This is a genomic window from Streptomyces sp. BR1, from assembly GCF_052373795.1.
Classification (GTDB): Bacteria; Actinomycetota; Actinomycetes; order Streptomycetales; family Streptomycetaceae; genus Streptomyces.
On record NZ_CM126252.1, the window covers coordinates 4958436 to 4983738 of the forward strand.

The 25303-nt window shown below is 71.4% G+C and carries 21 protein-coding genes and 2 tRNA genes; 9 read left to right on the forward strand and 14 right to left on the reverse strand.

All coding sequences use genetic code 11. The features are described 5' to 3' along the window. Positions 1-58: 58 nt before the first annotated feature. The 6 genes from ACT1U9_RS21485 to ACT1U9_RS21510 form a co-directional block, all read right to left on the reverse strand. Positions 59-643: a TetR/AcrR family transcriptional regulator gene (locus tag ACT1U9_RS21485; protein ID WP_444534303.1), complete on the reverse strand. Its 585-nt coding sequence runs from the start codon at positions 641-643 to the stop codon at positions 59-61. 15 nt (positions 644-658) lie between these two features. Next, positions 659-1018 (reverse strand): nitrite reductase small subunit NirD, encoded by a 360-nt coding sequence (gene nirD, locus ACT1U9_RS21490; protein WP_444539211.1) that lies wholly within the window; start codon positions 1016-1018, stop codon positions 659-661. Between the two features lie 5 nt (positions 1019-1023). Beyond that, positions 1024-3534 carry a nitrite reductase large subunit NirB gene (gene nirB / locus ACT1U9_RS21495; protein ID WP_444534304.1) on the reverse strand — a complete coding sequence of 837 codons (2511 nt, stop codon included), beginning with the start codon at positions 3532-3534 and terminating at the stop codon, positions 1024-1026. Positions 3535-3807: 273 nt separating this feature from the next. Beyond that, entirely contained in the window at positions 3808-4500 is a 693-nt protein-coding gene (locus tag ACT1U9_RS21500) for a class F sortase (protein WP_444534305.1), read from the reverse strand. Between the two features lie 6 nt (positions 4501-4506). Further along, positions 4507-5082, reverse strand: a complete 576-nt coding sequence (locus ACT1U9_RS21505; RefSeq protein WP_444534306.1) for a hypothetical protein — start codon at positions 5080-5082, stop codon at positions 4507-4509. 127 nt (positions 5083-5209) lie between these two features. Next, positions 5210-5989 (reverse strand): aminotransferase class IV family protein, encoded by a 780-nt coding sequence (locus ACT1U9_RS21510; protein ID WP_444534307.1) that lies wholly within the window; start codon positions 5987-5989, stop codon positions 5210-5212. 57 nt (positions 5990-6046) lie between these two features. Here ACT1U9_RS21510 and ACT1U9_RS21515 point away from each other — a divergent pair, with 57 nt between their 5' ends. Then, complete coding sequence (locus ACT1U9_RS21515; RefSeq protein ID WP_444534308.1) at positions 6047-6658, forward strand: NADPH-dependent FMN reductase; 612 nt, start codon at positions 6047-6049, stop codon at positions 6656-6658. A gap of 43 nt (positions 6659-6701) precedes the next feature. On the opposite strand, the gene ACT1U9_RS21520 is transcribed toward ACT1U9_RS21515, so the two are convergent. The 3 genes from ACT1U9_RS21520 to ACT1U9_RS21530 form a co-directional block, all read right to left on the reverse strand. Further along, complete coding sequence (locus ACT1U9_RS21520) at positions 6702-8342, reverse strand: M4 family metallopeptidase (RefSeq protein ID WP_444534309.1); 1641 nt, start codon at positions 8340-8342, stop codon at positions 6702-6704. A 252-nt stretch (positions 8343-8594) separates the two neighbouring features. After that, complete coding sequence (locus ACT1U9_RS21525; protein WP_444534310.1) at positions 8595-9890, reverse strand: ATP-binding protein; 1296 nt, start codon at positions 9888-9890, stop codon at positions 8595-8597. After that, positions 9887-10567: a hypothetical protein gene (locus ACT1U9_RS21530; RefSeq protein WP_444534311.1), complete on the reverse strand. Its 681-nt coding sequence runs from the start codon at positions 10565-10567 to the stop codon at positions 9887-9889. Before ACT1U9_RS21530 ends, ACT1U9_RS21525 begins: the two co-directional genes overlap by 4 nt. A 210-nt stretch (positions 10568-10777) precedes the next feature. Between ACT1U9_RS21530 and ACT1U9_RS21535 the strand changes: the two genes are divergently transcribed. Then, positions 10778-11224: a gamma-glutamylcyclotransferase family protein gene (locus ACT1U9_RS21535; RefSeq protein WP_444534312.1), complete on the forward strand. Its 447-nt coding sequence runs from the start codon at positions 10778-10780 to the stop codon at positions 11222-11224. A gap of 6 nt (positions 11225-11230) precedes the next feature. On the opposite strand, the gene ACT1U9_RS21540 is transcribed toward ACT1U9_RS21535, so the two are convergent. Beyond that, complete coding sequence (locus ACT1U9_RS21540; protein ID WP_444534313.1) at positions 11231-11914, reverse strand: SanA/YdcF family protein; 684 nt, start codon at positions 11912-11914, stop codon at positions 11231-11233. A 186-nt stretch (positions 11915-12100) separates the two neighbouring features. Between ACT1U9_RS21540 and ACT1U9_RS21545 the strand changes: the two genes are divergently transcribed. The 5 genes from ACT1U9_RS21545 to ACT1U9_RS21565 all read left to right on the forward strand — a co-directional run bounded on the left by ACT1U9_RS21545 (position 12101) and on the right by ACT1U9_RS21565 (position 19128). Further along, positions 12101-13021 (forward strand): sirohydrochlorin chelatase, encoded by a 921-nt coding sequence (locus tag ACT1U9_RS21545; RefSeq protein ID WP_444534314.1) that lies wholly within the window; start codon positions 12101-12103, stop codon positions 13019-13021. A 45-nt stretch (positions 13022-13066) separates the two neighbouring features. Further along, the gene (locus ACT1U9_RS21550; RefSeq protein ID WP_444534315.1) at positions 13067-14368 is read left to right on the forward strand and encodes a deoxyguanosinetriphosphate triphosphohydrolase; all 1302 of its coding nucleotides are present in this window, start codon (positions 13067-13069) and stop codon (positions 14366-14368) included. 153 nt (positions 14369-14521) lie between these two features. Continuing rightward, entirely contained in the window at positions 14522-15802 is a 1281-nt protein-coding gene (locus tag ACT1U9_RS21555) for an NAD(P)/FAD-dependent oxidoreductase (RefSeq protein ID WP_444534316.1), read from the forward strand. Positions 15803-15831: 29 nt separating this feature from the next. Beyond that, positions 15832-17724, forward strand: coding sequence for a DNA primase (gene dnaG, locus ACT1U9_RS21560; protein ID WP_444534317.1), 1893 nt, complete (start codon positions 15832-15834; stop codon positions 17722-17724). A gap of 171 nt (positions 17725-17895) precedes the next feature. After that, positions 17896-19128, forward strand: a complete 1233-nt coding sequence (locus tag ACT1U9_RS21565; RefSeq protein ID WP_444534318.1) for an RNA polymerase sigma factor — start codon at positions 17896-17898, stop codon at positions 19126-19128. A gap of 91 nt (positions 19129-19219) precedes the next feature. Here the strand turns inward: ACT1U9_RS21565 and ACT1U9_RS21570 are convergent, their stop codons facing one another. From ACT1U9_RS21570 to ACT1U9_RS21585, 4 genes are all read right to left on the reverse strand, one after another. Further along, entirely contained in the window at positions 19220-21148 is a 1929-nt protein-coding gene (locus ACT1U9_RS21570) for an ABC transporter ATP-binding protein (RefSeq protein WP_444534319.1), read from the reverse strand. Beyond that, a complete protein-coding gene (locus ACT1U9_RS21575; RefSeq protein ID WP_444534320.1) occupies positions 21145-22878 on the reverse strand; it encodes an ABC transporter ATP-binding protein in 1734 nt (577 codons plus the stop codon). The genes ACT1U9_RS21570 and ACT1U9_RS21575 overlap by 4 nt, the downstream gene beginning before the upstream one ends. 189 nt (positions 22879-23067) lie before the next feature. Then, positions 23068-24519, reverse strand: coding sequence for an FGGY family carbohydrate kinase (locus ACT1U9_RS21580; RefSeq protein WP_444534321.1), 1452 nt, complete (start codon positions 24517-24519; stop codon positions 23068-23070). A 103-nt stretch (positions 24520-24622) separates the two neighbouring features. Next, positions 24623-24943, reverse strand: a complete 321-nt coding sequence (locus ACT1U9_RS21585; RefSeq protein ID WP_444534322.1) for a YtxH domain-containing protein — start codon at positions 24941-24943, stop codon at positions 24623-24625. Positions 24944-25128: 185 nt separating this feature from the next. On the opposite strand from ACT1U9_RS21585, the gene ACT1U9_RS21590 reads away from it, so the two are divergent. Both ACT1U9_RS21590 and ACT1U9_RS21595 read left to right on the forward strand, forming a co-directional pair. Next, a tRNA-Asn gene (locus ACT1U9_RS21590) sits at positions 25129-25201 on the forward strand. A gap of 5 nt (positions 25202-25206) precedes the next feature. Further along, positions 25207-25279: transfer RNA gene (locus ACT1U9_RS21595), tRNA-Asn, on the forward strand. The last annotated feature ends 24 nt before the right edge of the window (positions 25280-25303 follow it).

Here is a 25303-nt window from a genome sequence, read left to right on the forward strand (position 1 = left end):
ACCAATCGTTCTGTTATAAGGGTAAGAAACAAGCGACGACACTCGGTCGCCGTGTGCGTCAGTCCAACAGCGTCAGCGCGGCCTCCGCCGCGTCCCGCACCCTGGCCGGGTCGCCGCACGCCTTGCCGACGACCCGCATGCCCTGCATGAGCACCAGGAACATACGGGCCAGCGCGCGCGGATCGCGGTCCCCGGGCAGTTCGCCCTGCGCCTGGGCGCGGACGAGCGCCGAGTGCAGCAGGGTCTCGACGCGCTCCCAGTCCTGCTCCACCCGGCGGGCCGCGGCCGCGTCGTGCGGTGCGATCTCGGTCGCGGTGTTGGTGGCGAAACAGCCGTTCAGTCGGGTCGCACGAGCCGTCGACTCGGCCGCGAACCGGCGCACCACGCCCCGTACGGCGTCCAGCGCGGAGCCGGGGCCGGACAGCTCGTGGACCAGGACCTCGCCCACGGTCTCGCCGTAGCGGTCGAGCGCCTTCAGATACAGCTCGTGCTTGTTGCCGAAGGTCGCGTAGATGCTGGCGCGGCCGATACCGAGGTGTTCGACGAGGTCCGCCATCGACGTCGCCTCGTAGCCGCGCCGCCAGAACAGCTCAAGGGCTGCCTGGAGCGCGGCGTCCGGATCGAATTCCTTGGTCCTGGCCACACAGTGACCGTACGGCTATTGAGAACGATCGGTCAAGTAAGCCTGGATCGACACCTCGTCGTCGTCCAGACACGCACCCGTCTCCAGGTCGAAGCGCTGCTTCAGGAGAGGGGACGCCACGTAAGGACGGCCGTCCGGAGTCAGGCCGAGCAGGCCGCGCGAGAGGACGTACGCGCCGGTGAACGGGTCGCGGTTGTCGACGGCGTACGTGCGGCCCGCGCGGTCGGTGAAGACCGCGGCCTGCCGGCCGTCCGGCAGCAGTACGGCGACACCCCGGCCGGGGATCAGACGCGTACGCTCGCACACCTCGAACCAGCCGTCGTCCAGCAGGACTCGGACACTGTTGTCCTGAACAAGGGTCTCCGCTTCGGTCATTTCGGTCATCGCGCCGCCACCTCCAGGGTCAGCAAGGGCAGTTCGGGCTTGATCTGACCGCGCTCCGGCACGAACCGGACCGTGGGGTCGGGGGTGCCGGGCGCGTTGACGAAGGAGACGAAGCGGGCCAGGCGCTCGGGGTCCTCGATCGTCTCGGCCCACTCGTCGCGGTAGTCGTCGACATGGGTGGCCATCAGCGCCTCCAGCTCGTCGCAGATGCCGAGGGAGTCGTGCACCACCACGTCCTTGACGTGCTTGAGGCCGCCCTCGATCCGCTCCAGCCACACCGAGGTGCGCTCCAGGCGGTCGGCGGTGCGGATGTAGAACATCAGGAACCGGTCGATGAGGCGGACCAGTTCGGCGTCCGAGAGGTCCTGGGCCAGCAGGTCCGCGTGGCGCGGGGTCGCGCCGCCGTTGCCGCCCACGTACAGGTTCCAGCCGTTGGCCGTCGCGATCACACCGAAGTCCTTGGACTGGGCCTCCGCGCACTCGCGCGCGCAGCCCGACACCGCCGACTTCAGCTTGTGCGGGGAGCGCAGACCCCGGTAGCGCAGCTCCAGCTGGATCGCCATCTTCACCGAGTCCTGCACGCCGTAGCGGCACCAGGCCTGGCCGACGCAGGACTTCACCGTACGCAGGGACTTGCCGTACGCGTGGCCGGACTCGAAGCCCGCCGCCACCAACTTCGCCCAGATCTGCGGGAGTTGGTCGACCCGGGCGCCGAACAGGTCGATGCGCTGGCCGCCGGTGATCTTCGTGTAGAGGCCGTGGTCGCGGGCGACCTCGCCGATGACGATCAGCTTCTCGGGGGTGATCTCGCCGCCCGGGATGCGCGGCACGATCGAGTACGAGCCGTTGCGCTGGATGTTGGCGAGGAAGTGGTCGTTGGTGTCCTGGAGCGCGGCCTGGCCGCCGTCGAGGATGTGGCCGTTGCCCAGGCTCGCCAGGATCGAGGCGACCGCGGGCTTGCAGATCTCGCACCCGTCACCGCCCCGGGCCGACTCGCGGCCGTGGTCGTCGAGCAGTGCCTCGTACGACGTGACGCGCAGCGCGAGCGCGATCTCGTACAGCTCCTGACGGGTCTTGGCGAAGCAGTCGCACAGGCCGCCGTCGCCGGTCTTCGGCAGCAGCTTTTCGAGGGTCTTGACACAACTGCCGCAGCCCGTACCGGCCCTGGTGCACTTCTTGACCTCGGGCAGCGAGGAGAGCGGGGTGACCGCGCCCTTGGTGACGTTGTGGCAGGAGCAGATCACCGCGTCGTCGGGCAGTGCCTCCGGGCCGAGCGCGACGGGGGCGCCGAGTCCGGCCGGCAGGACCAGCTGCTCGGCCGGTATCGGCGGGATATGGCCGGTGAGCGGGCGCAGCGTGCCGTACATCTCGGCGTCGCCCACCAGGACGCCGCCGAGCAGGGTGCCGTCGGGGGAGACGACGAGCTTCTTGTAGATGCCCGAGCGCGCGTCGGTGTAGACGACGTCGAGGCTGCCCTCGGCGGCGCCGTGCGCATCGCCGAAGGAGGCCACGTCCACGCCGAGCAGCTTCAGCTTGGTCGACATGTCGGCGCCGGTGAACGACTTCTCCAGGCCGCCCGCGATCGTCTCGGCGGCCGTGACCGCCATCTCGTATCCGGGCGCGACCAGGCCGTACACCTTGCCGTCGCTGGTCAGCGCGCACTCGCCGATCGCGAAGACGGCCGGGTCCTCGGTGCGGCAGCGCTCGTCGACGACGATGCCGCCGCGCTCGCCGACCGGCAGACCGCACGCGCGGGCCAGCTGGTCGCGGGGGCGCACCCCGGCCGAGAAGACGACCAGGTCCGTGTCGAGGCGCGAGCCGTCGGAGAGCAGCATGCCGTCGACGGCGCCCTCACCGGTGACCTCCTGGGTGCCGACGCCCGTGTGAACGGTCAGGCCCATGTTCTCGATGGTGCGCAGCAGCGCCGCGCCGCCGCCGTCGTCGACCTGCGCGGGCATCAGCCGGGGCGCGAACTCCACGATGTGCGTGGTCAGTCCGAGCCCCTTCAGCGCGCCCGCCGCCTCCAGGCCGAGCAGCCCGCCGCCCACCACCGCACCGGTCGTCGCCGTCTTCGCGTACGCCTCGATGGCCAGCAGGTCCTCGATCGTGCGGTACACGAAACAGCCGGTGAGGTCCTTGCCGGGGACCGGCGGCACGAAGGGGTACGAGCCGGTGGCGAGCACCAGGACGTCGTACGCGAAGGAGCGCCCCGCGCGCGTGGTGACGGTCCGCGCCGCCCGGTCGATGTGCTCCGCCGGGTCGTCGAGCAGCAGCTCGATGCCGTGGCGCTCGATGAACCCCTCTTCCACCATGGACAGTTCATCGGGTGTGGTGCCCGAGAAGTACGAGGTGAGGTGGACCCGGTCGTACGCCGCGCGGGGCTCCTCGCCGAGCACCACCACGCGTGCGTAGGCGGTGACGCCGTTGTCGGCGAGGGCTTCGAGGAAGCGCTGGCCGACCATGCCGTGGCCGATGACGAGGATCGTGCGGCCGGGTTCTGTGGTCATGGGCAGGACCCTCCGTCGTGGGTGAGCAGGGCACGGTGGCCGCTGGTGATGCCATCAGCGTGGTCGGCGGCTGTTTCCCGACCGCATCTGCCCCGTTTCCCGGGAGCAACGGCCTGCTCAGCGGGGTGGGGGGAGCCCGGTGAGGCTGCTCAGGGGGAGGCGGGGGCAGGCGTGAGGCCCGCCAGATACGGTTCCGGGTCACCTAAGGGGCGCGGGGAACTGCGCGACCAGCCCAGCACGGTCCGCCCCCGACCTCCCGCTACTTCCCGCGCCTCAAAGACCCGCGCCGGTGAGATGGGCGAACACCACGACGTTCCCCCGGTACCCCGACGCCTCACTGAAGCCCCCACCGCAGGTGATCACCCGCAGCTCAGGGCGGCCCACCGCGCCGTACACACGCCGGTTCGGGAAGCCGTCATTCCCAAACACTTCCACCGCGTCGACGGTGAACACGGCCGTACCCCGATCCCGCCGGACCACCTCCACCCGCGCGCCCTTCTTCAGCACGCCAAGGGCATAGAAGACAGCGGGCCCACGCGCGTCGTCGACATGCCCGGCCATCACGGCGGTCCCCACGGCCCCCGGCGCCGTGCCGTCCTTGTACCACCCGGCACTGTCCGACTTGCCCGGCGGCGGTACGGCCAGACTGCCGTCCCCGGCGAGCCCGAGCGGCAGCACCGGCGCGTCTACCCGGATCGCCGGAATCCGGATACGTACGGGCTCGGAGGGCGCCAGCGCGTCACCCGCGAGCGCGCCACCGGTCTGGGCGTCGCTTACGCGCGCGTGGGGCGAGCCGGCCACCGACCCCGTGAAGGACTCCGCGCGCGACGGCTGCGGCGGCTGCGCCGCCTCCGTGCCCTGGCGCACCAGCCACACCCCGACGCACACCGCGATACCGATCAGCCAGCCGTTGCGCCGCCGCGCGGCCTGGGCGGCCCGTACCGACTCCGCCGACTGCGCCGACACCGGCGGTCAGTTCCGGCGGTCGGGAGCGCCCGCCCGGCGGCGCAGCAGCAGTCCGCCGGTGACGGCGGCCACCGCGAGCACGGCCGCCCCGGCCGCGATCTCGGTCCGGTTGGAGATCACGCTGCCGCCGACGCCGGACTTCACATGGCCCTTGGGCTCGCTGTGCTCGGCGTGCTCGCCGTGCTCCGAGTGGTCGAAGCGCTCGCCCCCACGATCGCTCTCGCCGCCGTGGGCGATCGTCAGATCACCCCGGGCGGACTTGCCGTTGTCGCAGGTCACGCTGATCTCGAAGGTCCCGGGCTTGGCGTGGTGGGGCACCATGAACTGACCGGCGAGCACTTCCTTGTGGGTGGAGACGCTGAGGTGGAACTCCCCGTCGCCGACCGCCCGCGCGTCCCCGGTCGCGTGGCCGTCGCGGCCGCACGCGGTGGTGTTCACGGTCACGGTCGTGCCCGGCGAGGCCGTCGCGGGAAAGACCTCCACACCGCCGCCGAAGTCGTTGTTGGCGTACGCGGGTGCGCCGCCGAGGCCCAGCAGGGCGGCCGCGAGCGCGGAACCGGTCAGCAGGCGGGCAGTACGCATGGGTCCTCCGGGGAGCGGGGTGCCGTGCTTCTCCCTTCGAGGTAAGTGGCCCACGCGGACGGCCGCCCCCCGGCAGGGGGCGAACGAGTGAGCCCGTCACCCGTTCGCCCGGCCGGGGGCATCGCCCTCAGATCTCGTCCCAGGGGACCTCCGCGTACAGCCGCCACACCGTCTCCATCAGCTCGGCGTCCACCGTGAACCCGTGCTCGTCGATGCAGGCGACCGGCGCGATGCCCTGCGAGTTGGTGACGAAGGCCGCCCGGTACGCGCCGAGGCCGTCCAGGGTGACCGGGCGCCGGACGGTCGGCGTCCCGTACTGCGGCAGCCGCGCCTCGACCAGCGCCATGGTGATGCCGAGCAGCGAGGGCCGGTCCGGCCACACCACCGAACTCCCGTCCCAGAACGCGATGTTGGTGACCGACCCCTCGGCGATCTCGCCGCCGGGACCCGTCAGCAGCGCATCCGTATAGCCCTGGCGGACGGCCTTCTTGCCGAAGTAGAGCTGGCCGAAGCCGCCGAGGTGCTTGAGATGGGCGGCGGGCCGCTCGTACGGGACGGACAGGAGCCGCTGCGGCTCCGGGGAGAGGTCCTGCGGCGGTCGTACGGTCACCATCACGGTCGGGTCGTCGTCGGGCCCGTATACATAGACGCGCGTCGAGGCGTCCTCGGCGCCGGACGCCTTGAGGGCCTGGCGGACCAGGGTGCGCACCCGCTCGCCGTCGAGGCCGGGGCCGAAGATCTCGCGGGTGGCGGCGTCGAGCCGGGCCAGGTGCAGCGCGAGCCCGCGCACCCGGCCGCCGCGCACCTGCATGGCGCTGAAGTGGCCGTAGTTGCCGGTCAGGGCGGGGATCCGGAGGGTGTCGGCGTCGGCGGGACGGCCGTTGATCTCGGCATACGCATCGCTCATGGGGCCACCGTAGTGCGGCTTGACCTCAAGTTAGCTTGAGATGTGACGCTCCTCGGCATGGACATCACCACAGCTCCCCTCGCGGAGCCCCTCACCCATGCCGCCCCGCTCAAGCTCGCTGTCGTCGTCGGCTCCGACCGCGAGGGCCGGTTCGGCCCGGTCGTCGGCGACTGGCTGCTGGCTCGGCTGCGCGAGCGCGACGACTTCGAGGTCGAGCTGATCGACCTGGCCGAGGTCGCGCTGCCCACCTCGATCTCGTACAACCCGACGCCGCCGGTGAGGGAGGTCCTGGACAGCGTCACGCCGAAGCTCGCCGACGCCGACGCCTTCATCGTCGTCACGCCCGAGTACAACCACTCCTTCCCCGCCTCGCTCAAGAACCTGATCGACTGGCACTACACGCAGTGGCAGGCCAAGCCGGTCGGCTTCGTCTCGTACGGCGGGATCTCGGGGGGTCTGCGGGCCGTCGAGCATCTGCGGCAGGTCTTCGCGGAGCTGCACGCGGTCACGGTCCGCGACACGGTCAGCTTCCACCAGGCCCCGGACCGCTTCGGGCCGGACGGCGAACCCGTCGAGCCGACCGAGGCGGAGTCGGCCGTCAAGCGGCTGCTCGACCAGCTGGGCTGGTGGGGCCGGACGCTGCGGGACGCCAAGAGGGCCCGTCCGTAAGCCGGTTGAGCCCATGGCGTACGGACGGGTCCGGTGGCGCGGGTCAGCCGACGGAGACCGCCGACCAGGCCGCGGCGACCGCGTTCTGCTCCGCGCTGCCGCTGCCGTAGAGGTCCTTCGCCGCGTTCAGGGTCGCCGTGCGGGCGGCCGCGTAGTCGGTGGAGGACGTCATGTAGACGGTCAGGGCCCGGTACCAGATCTTGCCGACCTTGTCGTGGCCGATGCCGGAGACCGTGGAGTTGTTGCAGGTGGGGCTGTTGTAGCTGACGCCGTTGATCACCTTGGCGCCGCTGCCCTCGGAGAGCAGATACGCGAAGTGGTTGGCGACGCCGGACGAGTAGTGCACGTCCAGGTTGCCGACGCCGGAGCTCCAGCAGTCCGCCGAGTTGCCGTCCGTGGAGGGCTTGTCCATGAAGCGCAGCGCGGGCTTGCCGAAGCCGGGCTTCACGATCTTCTCGCCGATGAGGTAGTCGCCCTGGTCGGAGGCGTTGTTGGCGTACCACTCGACCATGGTGCCCATGATGTCGCTGGTGGCCTCGTTGAGCCCGCCGGACTCACCGGAGTACGTCAGGGCCGCGGTCTTGGCGGTGACGCCGTGCGTCATCTCGTGCCCGGCCACGTCGAGCGCGACGAGCGGCCCGAACGTGGTGCCGTCGCCGTCGCCGTACGTCATGCAGAAGCAACTGTCGTCCCAGAAGGCGTTGTTGTAGTTGCTGCCGTAGTGGACGCGGTTGTACGAGCCCTTGCCGTCACCGGCGATTCCGCTCCGACCATGGACGTTCTTGTAGTAGTCCCACGTGGTGTTGGTGCCGTACTGGGCGTCGACGGCGGCCGAGGCGCGATCGGAGTTGGTGCCGTTGCCCCAGTGGTTGTCGGCGTCGGTGAAGAGGGTGGCGGGCGCCCGCCAGAAGCAGATGCCGAAGAAGCAGAAGTCGGTCTGGTTCTGCGCGTCACCGGTGTACGTGTTGCCGCGTGTCGGGTCCGTGAGCTGGTACGACGACCCGGACTGGGTGGTCTCCAGCGGGACCGTGCCGCTGTACAGCGACTGGCCGTCGCCGGTGACGGTCTCGATGGAGTCCCAGGCGTCGATCTTCGCACCGGTACGGGCGTCGGTGAGCACCACGCGCGCGACCGGGTTGCCCAGTGAGTCCCGCGCGGCGGTCTGCGTCTTCCAGGCCAGCCGGGGCGCGCCGTGCAGCGCGTCGACGACCAGCTGCGGCTTGGCCGTGAGCTGTTTCAGGGAGGCACCCTTGTGCGCGGCGCGCAGCTCGGCGCCCGCCAGATCGGCGGCGCGCGGCGCGGGGAGCGCGGGCGTGACGGTGGGCACGGCCAGATCACCGGCGAAGGCCCGGTCGGCCCCGCGATAGGCCCCGCTGGGGGAGAGGTGAACAACGAAGTCGCCTCCCAGAACGGGCAGTTGGCGATACGTACGGTCGTAACGCACATGCCGACTGCCGTCGGGGTCGATGACGACGTCCCGTACGGACATGCCCTGCGCGGCGGTCACGGCGAGCGCGACCGCGTGCGCGGCGACGGCCCGGTCACCGTCCCGAACGGCGACGTCCCGGGAGGGCGCGGGGTGGACAGCGGCGGAAGCGGGGCTGAGCGCGGCGGCGATCATGGCACCGGCCGCGACGACTATCCCGGCGGTGGTGAGGCGCGATGCGTTCCGTGTAGGTCTCATCGGGCTCCTCGGGTTCCATGGGGGGTTGGCTCGGAGGATCTGATGCCATCTCAGATTTTAGGTGAACATGACAGCTGGCTGTCTATAGTGCCTGTGCCTACAAAGGGGCGCGGGGAACCGCGCGACCAGCGGCAGTGAGTGCCCGAGCGCACGGGTTGGCCGGGGCATTTAGTACCTAGGGGCGCGGGGCTGTGACATTGTGCGGCTCCGCCGCGTGGGCGCGACAAGCCCCCACAACCCGCACCCGAAAACTCAAGCCTCCGGCAACGTCACCGTGGCCTCCGCCCCACCACCGGACGCGTTCCGCAATGCAACCCGCGCCCCAATAACCTCCGCCTGCCCCAGGGCAATGGTCAGCCCAAGCCCAGTCCCCTGCCCCCGAGACGTCACCCCGGTGACGAACCGCGAGGGCCCATCCCGCAGCACCCGCTCAGGAAACCCGACCCCGTGATCCCGAATCGTCACGGCGGTACCGGACACGGTGACCTCGACAGGCTCCGCCCCGTGCCGCCGAGCGTTGGCGACAAGATTGGCCACAATCCGCTCAAGCCGCCGAGGATCGGTACGAACCAACGCGCCCCCACCCTCACCCTCGGCCAACTCCACAGCGAATCCGCACCGCCGCAGAATCCCCTCCATCAGCCGCCCCAGCGCCCGCACTTCAAGATCCGGACGCTCGACCCGAGCGTCAAGCCGGGCAACCTCCAGCAGATCCTCGGTCAGCGTCCGCAACGCGGCGACCCGGTCCCGTACCAACTCGGTCGGCCGACTCGGCGGCAACAGCTCAGCGGCCGTATGCAGGCCCGTGAGCGGCGTACGCAACTCATGCGCCACATCAGCCGTGAACCGCTGCTCGGCCTCCAGACGCCGCTGCAACGACGCGGCCATCGTGTCGACGGCGCACGCCAGCTCCGCCACCTCGTTGCGCGCGGAGGGTGCCGCCGACTGCCCGATCCGCGCGTCGAGTTCACCCCGCGAGATACGCCGCGCGATCGCCGCAGCCGTCCGCAGCTCACGGCTGAGGCGGCTGGCGAGCCCCGCACCACCGAGCGCGGCAAGGGCCACCACGAGCGCGCCCCAGCAGATCAGCTCACGGTCGAACTCCCGCAGCTCCGCCCGCTCGGCGACCAGCGGCCGCCGCACCGACAGCACCTGGTCGCCGATGGGCCGCGCAGCCCACACGGCCGGGTCCGGGCCGTCCAGGTCGACGAAGGTGCTGCGGCGCCCCGCCAGCGCCGACTTCCGCAGCTCGGCGGGCATCCGCCGGTCGTCGACGGCCGCGTCGATGTCGCTGCGGTCGACCTGCCCCGTCAACTCGTACACCTGGCGCACCCGTGCGAGCTGCATGGTCGCCGACTCCCGTACCGTCGCGACCAGTTGTGCGGCCCGCGCCTCGTGCATCAGCGCGCCGATGGCGAACGCGACAAGGGCGCAGCCGCCGGCCAGCACCACCGCGATCTTCCAGCGCAGACTCAGCCCCTGCGGTACGGCCCGCAGCCGCCGCGGTGCCTCGCGTACGAAGGACCACGCGCGCGTGGACGGCGTCACGGCCCGGCCTCCTTCGCCGCTCCGTCGTCGTCCGCGTCGTCGTTCTTGTACGTCTTGATGTCGCTCACCGACGAAAGGCGGGCGCCGTCCCACCGGTAGCGGACGGCCTGTTCGGCGCCGTCGTCCGAGGCGGTGCGCACCACGAGGTCCGTCCCGACGGTCTCGACCGCGAGCCGCTTGCCCACCGTGTAGAGGATCGGGACGACCTTGCCGTCGCGGGCCGTGTACACCGCCATCACCGTACGGCCGCTCTCCACGTCGGCGGAGAGGATCAGCTCGGGCGAGCCGTCGTCGGTGAGATCGCGCAGGACGGGCGGGCGCATGCCGGGCTGCCCCGGGCGCTTTATCTTCTCCAGCTTGCTGAACTGCCTGGTGCGCGGGTCGGCCCGTACGACGTCGTCCGGATCGACCGCCGCGAGACCTTCCTTCGGCACCTCGGGCCCGTCGGCCAGCGGCTCCGGCGGCGGCTGCGTGCCTGCCGCGTCGGCCGCGCCCGGTTTCTTGGGGGAAGGGTCGGACCAGTCGGGCCAGAGCGGCTTCGGCGTCGGCTGCGCGGCCACCGGCGGCGCGGCCCCGCCGTCGCTGAGCCCGGTGGGCGCGCCGCACCCGCTCACGGCGAGCACGGCGACGGCGGCCGCGGCAGTGGCGACCGCGGTGGCGCGGAGACTCAGGATCATGGCGAGGCGGCCTGGTGGCAGGGGGCGGGGGACCGGCCGGGTCCACCGGCCGCGACAATCGACGGTAGGACCCCTTCATCACGGAAGCCGGGACGGTGTGTAACAGCTGTGCGTAGGCCCCGCCGCAACCGTCGGATCAGGGACTTTCGGCCAGGCCGGAGTGCCCTTTCGTCCCCCGTTTTGTGCCCCATGCCCCGAGGGAGAGTGCCCGTGACCACGGCAGAACCGCTGCCCTTCTTCGTGTACGGCACGCTGCGGCCCGGCGAGCGCTACTACGTCCGGTTCCTGCGCGGCCGCACCGCCGCCGAGGTGCCCGCGCGGCTGCCGGGGGCGGTGCTGTACGAAGGGCCCGGCTATCCGTACGCGATGGAGGGCGGCGGCGTGGTGACCGGCGCGCTGATCACCCCGAGCCCCGAGGCGTACGCCCAAGTCCTCGTCGTACTCGACCAGTTGGAGGAGTGTCACGGGCCGGACGACCCCCGGAACATGTACGACCGGGTGTCCCGGACCGTCGAGCTGCCGGGCGGCGGCACGGCCCGCGCCTGGGTCTATCTGGCCGCGCCCGCGCTGGCCCGGCGGCTGCTGGCCGAGGGGACACCGATCCCCGGCGGCGACTGGGTCACGGCCCGCCGCAGCCCGCCCGGCGAGCGCGTCTGAGCCGCGTCACCGCGCGAGCGCCCGCGCCACTCCGGTCTCCTTCGGGCCGAGGAAGGTCGGGTCCGGCCGGAAGGTGGCGTCGAAGGCCGCCTTGCCCGCCGCGAACACCTCGCGAGTCGTGCCGTAGTACCAGGTCACGTCGTGTACGGCGTCGACGGCGACCCCGTACGAGTCGATTCCGGCGCTCTCGCACAGCGCGACCGCCCGGCGGATGTGGAAGCCCTGGCTGACCAGGACGGCCCGGCGCACCCCGAAGATCTTGCGGGCCCGTACGCACGAGTCATAGGTGTCGAAACCCGCGAAGTCGCTGACCACCTGCTGGTCGGGGACGCCGTGCTGCACGAGGTAGGCGCGCATGGCGTCGGGCTCGTCGTACTCGGCCCGCCCGTTGTCCCCGGTCACGAGCACGGCCTTGACCTTGTGGTCCCGGTACAGCTCGATCGCCGCGTCGAGCCGGTGCGCGAGGTACGGCGACGGCTCGCCCTTCCACAGCCCGGCCCCGAACACCACCGCGACCCCCGACGCGGGCGCCTGCGCGACGGTGCCGACCTTGCCGTCGGCCGCGACGAACATCCAGGCGGCGGGCGCCAGCGCGAGGACGCAGGCGGCGGCGACGCCCTGCACCAGGCGGCGCTGACCCTTGCGGGTGCGCGGCAGCCGGATCCGTACGCGAAGGCGCGGCAGGCGCATGAGGTCCCCCTGGGTCGACTGTGTCCATTGATCCCGATCACTGATCCGAGTGCTCGGACGCCGGGGAGGGCCGAAACGGTTCTCCGGCCGTATTTCCCCGGTCTGCCAGGCGCTTCGTGAGGCGGCGGAAAACACTCGTCACCGCCGCGCAACGGCGTGGCAATGTGAGCCCGGCAGGATCGGTCCATGACGGAGATGGAGACGGAGACGCACGCGCAGCCCCTGCCCGCCCGCCGCTCGCTGCCGCTCGACAGCACGGCCGAGCTCCTCACCCGTATCACCGCCCAACTGGGCAGCCAGCTCAGCCACGTACGACTGAACGGAAGCCGCAAGCCGATGCCCCCGACCGACATACCCGACGCGGCCCGGCCCACCCTGGTCGCCGTCGCGCACGGCAGTCGCGACCCCCGGGCGCTGCGGACCGTGACCGCGCTGCTCGACCTGGTCCGCGAGGTGCGCCCCGGACTCGACGTACGCCTGGGCCACATCGAGATCGACGAGCCCGCGCTGCCCGACACGCTTGCCGCGCTCGCCGCCGGCCGCGCCGTCCTCGTACCGCTGCTCCTCAGTCGCGGTTTCCACGTCAAACAGGACATTCCGGCAGCCGTCGCGGCCGCGCCGAGGCTGCGGGCGCGCACCGCCAAGCCGCTCGGCCCGCATCCGCTCCTGGTCGAGGCGCTGTACGAGCGGCTGGTCGAGGCCGGGTGGCAGGACGATCCGCGCGCGCGTCGCAGCGGCGGAGTGGTGCTGGCCGGGGCCGGTTCGCGCGACCCCGAGTCGGCCGCCGACACCCGCCGCACCGCCGAGATGCTCAGCGAGCGGCTGGGCGGGGTGCCGGTGATACCCGCGTACGCCTCGGCCGCCGCGCCCACCGTCCCCGACGCGCTGCGCGCGCTCGCCGCGCGCGGCCGCCACCGCACCGCCATCGCCTCGTACTTCACCGCGCCCGGCCGGTTCGCGACCCAGTGCGCCGGCTACGCGCGCGGGGTCGCGGCGGCGCCGCTCGGCGCGCACCCGGCCGTCGCGCGACTGGTCCTGCACCGCTACGACCAGGCGCTCGCCGCCGCCCCCTTCGGCGCGCTGCGGCGCGAACTCGCCACAGCTTGATCCCGCGGAACGCCGCTTGTCAGTGGTTCCGTTTACTGTCGGTGCATGGAAGGCATCGCAGGACTTCACCCGGGATACGACCCGTCCGACGTCGAGCGGTGGGCCGCCGAGCCGGACAAACGGCCAGGCCGCACCGCCTTCCAGCGCGATCGCGCGCGGGTGCTGCACTCCGGTGCGCTGCGCCGCCTCGCGGGCAAGACGCAGGTGGTCACGCCCGGCGTGACCGGCCAGCTGTGGGACGCGAGCCCGCGCACCCGCCTCACGCACTCGCTGGAGTGCGCCCAGGTCGGCCGCGAGCTCGGCGCGGCGCTCGGCTGCGACCCCGACCTGGTCGAGGCCGCCTGCCTCTCGCACGACATGGGCCACCCGCCGTTCGGGCACAACGGCGAGCAGGCGCTCAACGACTTCGCCAAGGACTGCGGCGGCTTCGAGGGCAACGCGCAGTCGCTGCGCCTGCTGACCCGCCTGGAGCCCAAGCGGTTCGTACGCGGCGAGCGCGGCGGCGAGCCGGTCAGCGTCGGCCTCAACCTGACCCGCGCCGCCCTGGACGCGGCCACCAAGTACCCCTGGTCGCGCGGCGCCCACCCCACCGACCCGCAGTCCGTGAAGTTCGGGGTGTACGAGGACGACCTGCCGGTCTTCGACTGGGTGCGCCAGGGCGCCGAGCCGTACCGCAAGTGCTTCGAGGCCCAGGTCATGGACTGGTCGGATGACGTGGCGTACTCGGTCCACGACTTCGAGGACGGGCTGCACGCCGGACACATCGACCCGAACCTGCTCTTCTCCGAGCCGGAGCGCGCCGACATCTGGCGCGTGGCCATCGGCCGGTACGTACCGGCCGACACCGATCCGCAGGAGCTCGCCGACGCCCTTGACCGGCTGATCGGCGAGGAGTGGTGGCCGCACGGGTACGACGGCTCGGCGGTCGCCCAGGCCCGGCTGAAAGACGCCACCAGCCAGTTGATCGGCCGGTTCTGCCTGGCCGCCGAGGGGGCCACCCGGGCGCGCTGGGGCTCGGGCCGGCTCAGCCGGTACGGGGCGGAACTGGTCGTGCCGCGCGCCACCCGCAACGAGTGCGCCGTGCTGAAGGCGGTGGCCGACCGGTATGTGATGCAGCGCGACGAACAGGAGCGCCTGCGCGCCGACCAGCGCGTGATTCTGGCCGAACTGGCCGAAGCGCTCACGGCGCGCGCCCCGGCGGACGGCCTGGACCCGCAGTTCCGCGCGCTGTTCGCGGCCGCCGGTGACGACCGCGCGCGCAAACGGGTCATCGTCGACCAGATCGCGTCCTTGACGGACGCGGCCGCGCTGTCCCTGCACTCCAGACTCACAGCGTGTCACCGATGACGTATCCATGAGGCATCGGCAGACACCGAGCGGGCGTCTGCCGCACCGATGAAGCCCGGCCACTCGGCGCCCCCAACGGAGCAAGCCCTCTTCCCCCATCACGCTCCGTGCGGGACGCTCGCAGGTGGCGGTCGAGCAACGAGGAGGCATCAAGTGGTCGACGCAGACCGGACATTTGTCATTGTCGGTGGAGGACTGGCCGGGGCCAAGGCCGCCGAGACCCTGCGCGCGGAGGGGTTCAACGGCCGGGTGATCCTCATCGGCGACGAGCGGGAGCACCCGTACGAACGGCCTCCCCTGTCCAAGGGGTTCCTCTCCGGCAAGGAGGAGCGCGACAGCGTCTTCGTCCACGAGCCCGCCTGGTACGCGCAGAACGACGTGGAGCTGCACCTCGGCCAGACCGTCACCGCCATCGACCGCGCGGCCAAAACCGTACGCCTGGGGGACGGCACCCTCATCGGCTACGACAAGCTGCTGCTCGCCACCGGCTCCGAGCCCCGCCGCCTCGACATCCCCGGCACCGGCCTCGCGGGCGTCCACCACCTGCGCCGCCTCGCCCACTCCGAGCGGCTGCGCAACGTCCTGAAGGCGCTCGGCCGCGACAACGGCCACCTCGTGATCGCGGGGGCCGGCTGGATCGGCCTGGAGGTCGCGGCCGCCGCGCGCGGCTACGGCGCCGAGGTCACCGTCGTCGAACCCGAAGCCACCCCGCTGCACCAGGTCATCGGCCCCGAGCTCGGCCAGATCTTCACCGATCTGCACGCCGAGCACGGCGTCCGCTTCCACTTCGGCGCCCGGCTCACCGAGATCGTCGGCCAGGACGGCATGGTGCTCGCCGCCCGTACCGACGACGGCGAGGAGCACCCGGCGCACGACGTGCTCGCCGCGATCGGCGCCGCCCCGCGCACCGCGCTCGCCGAGAACGCCGGGCTCGCCCTCGTCGACCGCGCCGACGGCGGCGGCGTGGCCGTCGACGCCTCCCTGCGCACCTCCGACCCGGACATCTTCGCCGCAGGCGACGTGGCGGCCTCCCACCACCCGCTGCTGGACGCCCGGCTGCGCGTCGAGCACTGGGCCAACGCCCTCAACGGCGGCCCGGCCGCCGCGCGCGCGATGCTGGGCCAGGAGGTCTCGTACGACCGGATCCCGTACTTCTTCTCCGACCAGTACGACCTGGGCCTTGAGTACTCGGGCTGGGCGCCGCCCGGCAGTTACGACCAGGTGGTGCTGCGGGGCGACGCGGGCAAGCGCGAGTTCATCGCGTTCTGGCTCAAGGAGCGGCGGGTGCTCGCCGGGATGAACGTGAATGTGTGGGACGTCACAGGTCCCATCCAGCGGCTGATCCGGGCCGGCAGCAAGGGCGTCCAGGTCGACCCCGACCGCCTCTCGGACCCCTCCACACCCCTGGAGGACCTCGCACCGGAGGCGCCCTGACTGTCACATGCTGCCCGTAGTATTCATGCGTGGCAGGCAGGATCAACGATGACGACGTGAAGGCGGTCCGGGACGCGGTCCCGATCGACGCCGTCGTGTCCGAGTACCTCCAGCTGCGCAACGCGGGCGGCGGCAACCTCAAGGGCCTGTGCCCCTTCCACGACGAGAAGTCCCCGTCCTTCCAGGTCAGCCCCAGCAAGGGTCTCTTCCACTGCTTCGGCTGCCAGGAAGGCGGCGACACGATCGCCTTCGTCCGGAAGATCGACCACCTGTCGTTCTCCGAGGCCGTCGAGCGCCTGGCCGCCACCGCGGGCATCACCCTGCGGTACGAGGAGGGCGGCTACAACCCGTCCCACCAGCGCGGTGAGCGCATCCGCCTGGTCGAGGCGCACAAGATCGCCGCGCAGTTCTACATCGAGCAGCTGGGCACCAGCCCCGAGGCGGAGATCGGCCGCGCCTTCCTCGCCGAGCGCGGCTTCGACCAGGCGGCCGCAGCCCACTTCGGCGTCGGCTACAGCCCGGCGGGCTGGGACCACCTCACCCGCTTCCTGCGCGGCAAGGGCTTCAGCGACAAGGAGCTGACCCTCTCCGGGCTCTCCCAGGAGGGCCGCCGCGGCCCCATCGACCGCTTCCGGGGACGGCTGATGTGGCCGATCCGCGATGTCTCCGGCGAGGTCGTCGGCTTCGGCGCCCGCAAGCTCCGCGACGACGACAACGGCCCGAAGTACCTCAACACCCCCGAGACCCCGATCTACAAGAAGTCCCAGGTCCTGTACGGGATCGACCTCGCCAAGAAGGACATCGCCAAGGCGAGCCGCGCGGTCGTGGTCGAGGGCTACACCGATGTGATGGCCTGCCATCTGGCCGGGGTCACCACCGCCATCGCCACCTGCGGCACCGCCTTCGGCGGCGACCACATCAAGATCCTGCGCCGCCTGCTGATGGACAACGGCAGCGCGCGCGTGATCTTCACCTTCGACGGTGACGCGGCGGGCCAGAAGGCCGCCCTGCGGGCCTTCGAGGACGACCAGAAGTTCGCCGCCGAGACCTACATCGCGATCGCCCCCGACGGCATGGACCCCTGCGAGCTGCGTCTCGCGAAGGGCAACGAGGCGGTCGCGGACCTGGTCCAGCCCCGCACCCCGCTCTTCGAGTTCGCGATCCGCCAGATCGTCCAGCGCTACGACCTGGAGACCCCGGCGGGCCGCGCGGCCGCGCTCGACGAGGCCGCGCCGATCGTCGCGCGCATCAAGAACGTCGCCTCCCAGCACGAGGTGGCCGTCCAGCTGGCCGGCATCCTGGGCATCCTGGACACCCAGTTCGTGGTCAAGCGCGTTGCCCAGCTGGCCCGTTGGGCCCGCGACCGTGGCGGCAAGGGCCCCGCGCCCGAGCGCCGTCGCGGGTACGGGGAGGTGCAGGCACCGGTCGCCGCCGCCTCCGGCCCCGCGCTCAATCTGCGCAGCCCCGCCCACCGCACCGAGCGCGAGCTGCTGAAGCTGGCGCTCCAGTACCCGAACCTGGTCTCCCCGGCGTTCGACGCGTACGGCGTGGACGAGTTCACGGCCCCGCCGTACGCGGCGGTCCGCCAGTGCATCATGGACGCGGGCGGTGCCACGGACGCGCCCTCCGACTACCTCCCCGCCGTCATGGAGTCGGCGCCGGACGACACGGTCCGCGCGCTCGTCACCGAGCTCGCCGTGGAGGCGATCCACGCGCGCGTGGTCGACGAGGCGTACGCGGGCGAGCAGTTGGTGTGGGTGCGCCGCCGCGCCGTCGACCGCCGCCTCCTCGACATCCAGGGCACCCTGGCCCGCCTCGGCCAGAACGGCGACCCCGCGCGCCTCAGCGCGGTGCAGAACGAGCTGTGGGTCCTCCAGCAGTACGGCCAGGCGCTGCGCAACCGGGGCGCACAAGCACTCTGAGGTCCGGCCCGGGCCTGCCGGGGTAGCGGGACCACCGCGGGGTACCCGTACCGGAGTCAGCGCGGCACGACGCCGCTGCCGCACGGGTAACCGCCCGGTCACGGACCGGCTTCAAAAAGTCATCGCACGCCCCTCGTGGCGGAGATGTGTCTTACCCCACACTGGGGTGCGGTGCCTGAGTCCTCGGAGCGCGGCCGGCCCACCGAAGGTGGGTACCTCACCCCCGCGGATCCGCTCATCGTGTACGGGACGGACAGCGGCCCGGCCGCCCCCGTCCCGCTGCCGCACGCCCCCGATCCGGCAGCGATCACCCTGGAGGTCGCCCCCGTGCAGACCCAGACCCTGACCGATACCGACGTCGCCACTGTGCCCCCGCAGACCCGGGCCGTGCTCCACCCCGAGGCCGATGCGCCCGCCGTCGAACCGCTCGTCGACGAGGTGGTGGAGGTGCCCGAGCCGCCCGAGCGGGTGCCGGGGCGCGTGGACACCGGCGGACCGTCCTCCGACCTCTTCCGGCAGTACCTGCGGGAGATCGGGCGGATCCCGCTGCTCACCGCCGTCGAGGAGGTCGAGCTCGCCCGCCGGGTCGAAGCGGGCCTGTTCGCCGAGGAGAAGCTCAGCACCACCCCCGATCCGGACTCCCAACTCGCCGTGGACCTGGACAAGTTGGTGGTCATGGGCCGGATGGCCAAGCGCCGACTGATCGAGGCGAACCTGCGCCTGGTCGTCTCCGTCGCCAAGCGTTATGTCGGGCGCGGGCTCACCATGCTCGACCTGGTCCAGGAGGGAAACCTCGGACTGATCCGCGCGGTCGAGAAGTTCGACTACGCGCGGGGCTACAAGTTCTCCACGTACGCGACCTGGTGGATCCGTCAGGCCATGTCCCGCGCGCTCGCCGACCAGGCCCGGACGATCCGTGTCCCCGTCCACGTCGTGGAGCTGATCAACCGGGTCGTACGGGTGCAGCGGCGGATGCTCCAGGAGCGCGGCTACGAGCCGACGCCGGAGGAAGTGGCCGCGCACCTGGACCTGCCGCCGGAGCGCGTCAGCGAGGTCCTGCGCCTGGCCCAGGAGCCCGTCTCGCTGCACGCGCCGGTCGGCGAGGAGGACGACGTGGCGCTCGGCGACCTCATCGAGGATGGGGACGCCGCGTCCCCCGTGGAGTCCGCGGCGTTCCTGCTGCTGCGCGAGCACCTGGAGGCGGTGCTGTCCACGCTGGGCGAGCGCGAGCGCAAGGTGGTCCAGCTGCGCTACGGGCTCGCGGACGGGCGCCCGCGCACCCTTGAGGAGATCGGCCGCATCTTCGGCGTGACACGCGAACGCATCCGCCAGATCGAGTCGAAGACGCTCAACAAACTCCGCGACCACGCGTTCGCGGACCAGTTGAGGGGCTACCTGGACTGAGCGCCGACGCCGTGGTCCGCCCCGCCTGTGGGCAATCGTTCCGCTGGGGCGGAACGGGTGGGCACAGGCGGACCCCGGCGCCGGAACAGCTCTAGTCGACCTCGGCCACGGCCTGCGCGAACTGCGCCGCGTACAGCCGTGCGTAAGCACCCTCGGCGGCGAGCAGCTCGTCATGCGTGCCCTGCTCCACGATCGAGCCGTTCTCCATCACGAGGATGACGTCGGCGTCGCGGATCGTGGAGAGCCGGTGCGCGATGACGAACGACGTACGCCCATGGGCAAGCCGCGCCATCGCCTTCTGGATCAGCACCTCGGTGCGGGTGTCCACCGAGCTCGTGGCCTCGTCGAGCACCAGGATCACCGGGTCCGACAGGAACGCCCGGGCGATGGTGATCAGCTGCTTCTCGCCCGCGCTGACCCCCGTCCCCTCGTCGTCGATCACCGTGTCGTACCCGTCCGGCAGCGTCCGGATGAACCGGTCCGCGTGCGCCGCCCGGGCCGCCTCCTCGATCTCCTCGCGGGTGACCGAACGGTCCGCCCCGTACGCGATGTTGTCCGCGATGGACCCGCCGAACAGCCAGGTGTCCTGGAGCACCATGCCGATGCCCGCGCGCAGCTCCTGGCGCGACATCTTGGCCGCGTCCACCCCGTCCAGGGTGATCCGCCCGTCCGTCACCTCGTAGAACCGCATGAGCAGATTGACCAGCGTGGTCTTGCCCGCGCCGGTCGGGCCGACGATCGCGACCGTCTGGCCCGGCTCCACCTTCAGCGACAGTTCGTGGATGAGCGGCTTGTCCGGCTCGTAGCGGAACGCCACCTTCTCCAGGGTGACCGCTCCGCGCCGCTCCACCGGCCGCTCGCCCGTCGCCGCGTCCGGCTCCTGCTCGTCCGCGTCCAGGAGCTCGAAGATCCGCTCGGCGGACGCGACGCCCGACTGCACCAGGTTCGCCATCGAGGCGACCTGGGTGAGCGGCATCGAGAACTGGCGCGAGTACTGGATGAACGCCTGCACATCGCCGATCGACAGCGTGCCGGAGGCGACCCGAAGACCGCCGACGACCGCGACCAGGACGTAGTTCAGGTTCGAGATGAACATCATCAGCGGCTGCATCACACCGCTGTTGAACTGCGCCTTGAACCCGGCCTCGTACAGCGCGTCGTTCTGCTCGGCGAACTGCCGCGCCGACTCCTCCTGGCGCCCGAAGACCTTCACCAGGGTGTGCCCGGTGTACATCTCCTCGATGTGCGCGTTGAGCTTGCCGGTGGTCTTCCACTGCTGCACGAACTGCGGCTGCGAGCGCTTGCCGACCTTGGTCGCCACGAACACCGACAGCGGTACGGTCACCAGCGCCACCAGGGCGAGCAGTGGCGAGATCCAGAACATCATCGCGAGCACGCCGACGATCGTCAGCAGCGAGTTGATGAGCTGGCCCATCGTCTGCTGCATCGTCTGCGAGATGTTGTCGATGTCGTTGGTCGCCCGGCTCAGCACCTCGCCGCGCTTGGCCCGGTCGAAGTACGACAGCGGCAGCCGCGACAGCTTCGCCTGCACCTCCTCGCGCATCCGGAACACCGTGCGGTTGATGGCCCGGTTGGAGAGCCGGGTCGCCACCAGCATCAGCAGCCCCGCGGCCACGTACACCGCGAGCGCGAGGAGCAGCACCCGGCCGACCGCGTCGAAGTCGATGCCGTGGCCGGGCGTGAAGTCCACCCCGGAGAGCATGTCGGCGAGGCCGCCCTCGCCCTTCCTGCGCAGGCCCGCCAGGGCCGCGTCCTTGGTCGCGCCGTCCGGCATCTGCCGCCCGACGACGCCCGCGAAGACCAGGTCGGTCGCCTTGCCGAGGATCTTGGGCCCGACCACCGAGGCGGCCACGCTGAGCACACCGGCCCCGAGCATCACCCAGAGCGTGCGCTTCTCCGGCGCGAGCTGGCGCAGCAGCCGCTTCGAGGAGCCCTTGAAGTCCATCGAGCGCTGGGCGTCGCCGCCGCCCATCATCCGGGCCATGGGTCCGCCGCTCATGCCGCCTCAGCCTCCGTCAGCTGGGAGAGCACGATCTCCCGGTACGTTTCGTTCTCCGCCATCAGCTCGTGGTGCCGGCCGGTCCCGACGACCCGGCCCTCGTCCAGGACGACGATCCGGTCGGCGTCGCGGATCGTGGAGACCCGCTGGGCGACGATCACCACGGTCGCCTCCCGAGTCTCGCGCCCGAGCGCGGCCCGCAGGGCTGCGTCCGTCGCGTAGTCGAGCGCCGAGAACGAGTCGTCGAAGAGATAGATCTCGGGGCGCTGCACCAGCGTGCGCGCGATCGCGAGCCGCTGGCGCTGGCCGCCGGAGACATTGGTGCCGCCCTGGGCGATCGGCGCGTTGAGCCCGCCGTCCAGCTTGCTCACGAACTCCTTGGCCTGGGCGACCTCCAGCGCGTGCCACAGCTCGTCGTCGGTGGCGTCCGGGTTCCCGTAACGGAGGTTGGTCGCGACCGTCCCGGAGAACAGATACGGCTTCTGCGGCACCATCGACACCGTCTTGGCCAGCAGTACGGGATCGATTCCGCGCACGTCCTCGCCGTCGACCAGGACCGATCCGTCGGTCACGTCGAACAGCCGCGGTACGAGCCCGAGCAGCGTCGACTTGCCGCTGCCCGTCGACCCGATGATCGCGGTCGTCTCACCGGGCCGGGCCACCAGCTCCACACCGTTGAGCACGGCCTCCTCGGCGCCCGGGTAGGTGAAGTCGGCGCCGCGCACCTCCAGATGACCGCTGCGGCGCAGCTCGCGCACGGGCGCCTTCGGCGGCACCACGCTGGTCTCGGTGCCGAGCACCTCCTCGATGCGCTCGGCGCAGACCTCGGCGCGGGGCACCATCATGAACATGAAGGTGGCCATCATCACGGCCATCACGATCTGCATCAGATACGTGAGGAACGCGGTCAACTGGCCGATCTGCAGCGACCCGTTGTCGATCCGGTGGGCGCCGAACCACACCACGGCCACGGACGAGACGTTCACGACCGTCATCACGGTGGGGAACATCAGCGCCATCAGGCGGCCGGTGCCGAGCGACACGTCGGTCAGCTCGGTGTTCGCGCCGCCGAAGCGCTTCTGCTCGTAGTCGTCCTTCACGAACGCCCTGATCACACGGTTGCCGGTGATCTGCTCGCGCAGCACGCGGTTCACCGTGTCCAGGCGGGTCTGCATGGTGCGGAACAGCGGCCGCATCTTGCGGATGATCAGCGACACCGAGATCCCGAGCACCGGCACCACGGCCAGCAGCACCGCGGAGAGCGGGACGTCCTGGCCGAGCGCCATGATGATGCCGCCGACGCACATGATCGGCGCGGACACCATCAGCGTGAACGACATCAGCGTCAGCATCTGGACCTGCTGGACGTCGTTGGTGGTCCGGGTGATCAGGGACGGCGCCCCGAAGTGGCCCACCTCGCGAGAGGAGAACGACTGGACGCGCCCGAACACCGCCGCCCGGATGTCCCGGCCCACGGCGGCGGCGGTCCGCGCGCCGAAGAAGACGGCACCGACGTTGCAGACGACCTGCACCAGGCTGACGGCGATCATGACGCCGCCGTACTCCAGGATGTAGCCGGTGTCCCCGTTGACGACACCGTTGTCGATGATGTCGGCGTTCAGGGTCGGCAAGTAGAGGGTCGCGCAGGTCTGGAGCAGCTGGAGCAGCACCAGGAGCGCGATCGGTTTCTTGTACGGAACCAGATGGGTCCGCAGAAGTCGTATGAGCACGTGGGGGCTCTCCGGGTCGGCAAGATCGGGGTATCGAACCCCATCTTGCGACACACCACCCCCGCTATCCCAAGCAATTAAGCCAAGGGCGAGTCAAAAGGATGAGTAAAGGGCGGACCTCCGGCGTAGTCAAGTCGCCACGCCGGAGTCCGTCGTACGAATCCTCCGTACGGCCCGGTACGGGACGGGTCAGGACGCCGTGCCGCCACCGAACGCGCCCGGGTGGATCTCGTCCCGTATCGCGATGTACTGCTGGCGCACCGCCTGCCCCACGGCCAGCTCCTCGCCCGGCTCGAAGACCTGCGCGGCCGCGCCCTGCCAGGCCGGCGGGGTGTGCGCGGCCAGGGTGCCCTGCGAGACGCCGAGCGCCCAGGCGGCCTGCCGTGCCGCGCCCAGGGCCGCGTACTCGGCGGGCTGCGGGACGACCACCTGCGTGCCCAGGATCGCGGGCGCGGCCGCCTGCACGGCGGGCAGTTCGGCCGCGGCGCCCAGCAGGAAGACCCGGCGGACCTCGACGCCGCGCATCCGCAGCACGTCCAGCGCGTCCGCCAGCGAGCAGAGCATGCCCTCGAACGCGGCCCGGGCCAGATGCTCCGGCTTCATCGACTCGCGGCGCAGCCCGGCGAGCGTCCCGGCGGCGTGCGGCAGCCGGGGCGTGCGCTCGCCCTCCAGATACGGCAGCAGCACGAGCCCGCTGGCGCCCGGCGTGGACTTCAGCGCGAGAGCCGACAGCTCCTCCAGGCTCTCCGCGCCCAGCATCTCGGCCGTGCCGCGCAGCGCCCGTACGGCGTTGCTCGTATGCACGACGGGCAGATGGCGGCCGGTGGCGTCGGCGAAGGACGTAATCATCCCGGCCGGGTCGGCCAGCGCCTCGTGATGCACGGCCATGACGGAACCCGAGGCGCCGAGCGAGACGACCGCGTCGCCGGGGCCGACGCCGAGCCCGAAGGCGGCGGCCATGGTCTCGCCGGTGCCGGCCGAGATCAGCAGCCCCTCGGGGGTGGTGCCGGCGGCGTCGGCGGGGCCGAGCACCTCGGGCAGCGCCACCTGGTGGCCGAGCGCGAGCTCGACCAGGTCGGGCCGGTAGAAGCCGGTCGCGGCGGACCAGAACCCGGTGCCGGACGCGGCGCCCCGGTCGGTGGTGCGCCGTGCGGGCCGGCCGAGCAGCTGCCACACCAGCCAGTCATGGGCCTGCACGATCCCGGCGGTGCGCTTCGCGGCCTCGGGCTCGTTCCGTGCCAGCCAGCGCAGCTTGGCCACGGCCTGGGCGGCCTGCGGAACGCATCCCACCGCCTTGGCCCATGCCTCGCGCCCGCCGAGCGAGTCGGTGAGATCGGCGGCGGCGACCTGGGCGCGCTTGTCGTTGCCGGTCAGCGCGGCGCGTACGAGCGCACCCTGTCCGTCGAGCGCGATCAGCGCGTGCTGCTGGGCGGCGACGCCGATGGCCTGCACACCTTCGAGCAGCCCGCCGGCCGCGGCCTCGCCGAGTGAGAGCAGCCAGGCCTGCGGGTCGACCTCGGTGGCCTTCGGGTCCACGGGATGCGGGGCGTACCCCTGCCGCAGGACGGCACCGGTGTCGGTGTCGCAGACGACGATGCGAGTGAAGGCGGAAGAGCTGTCCAGCCCGGCGACTATCCCCATGCGCACGATTCTGCATCACGCCCGGGGTCACGGAGGCCACGCGTGGGTGAGGTGTTGCGGTTGGTGGTGGGTCGGGTGTCGCTTCCGGCCGACGCCGCCTGGGTCAGGTGTTGCTGGTGCCCCAGTCGTCGTCGCTGCCCTGGCCGCGCTCGCGCAGCGACCGCACCCGGTCGGCGACCGCGCCCGGCATCTTGTCGCCGACCTTCTCGGAGACCTTGTCGCTCACCGCGCTGAACGCCTTGCCCGCGTACGCGCGGCCGTTCTGGGCCGCCGACTCGGCGGTGTTGCGGACGGCCGGGTTCTGGGCGACCTGGCGTACGGACTTCTTCAACTGCTCGTACCGCTCGCGCCCGGCCCGGGTCCCGAGCACGTACCCGACGACGAGTCCGACGGCGAACGTGAGCCGGTAGCGCATGGCGGTCACCCTTCTGTGGCGTCTGTCTGACGTCGCTGTGGCGTCGTGTGCTGCGCCTACCCGTGCAGCCCCGTGATCACCCGGGGCGGAACCGATTGGCGGAGCACCCCCCTGCTTGCGCTAATGTATGTGTCGCAGCGAGCGCACGCCGCCCGGGGACACCCGGGGTAGGTACGTTCGATGCAACGGAGCATTCCCCTGTAGCTCAATTGGCAGAGCAGCCGGCTGTTAACCGGCAGGTTACTGGTTCGAGTCCAGTCGGGGGAGCTCGATCTCCTGTAGCTCAATTGGCAGAGCAGCCGGCTGTTAACCGGCAGGTTACTGGTTCGAGTCCAGTCGGGAGAGCTGTGGAATAGGACCCCTTGAGGG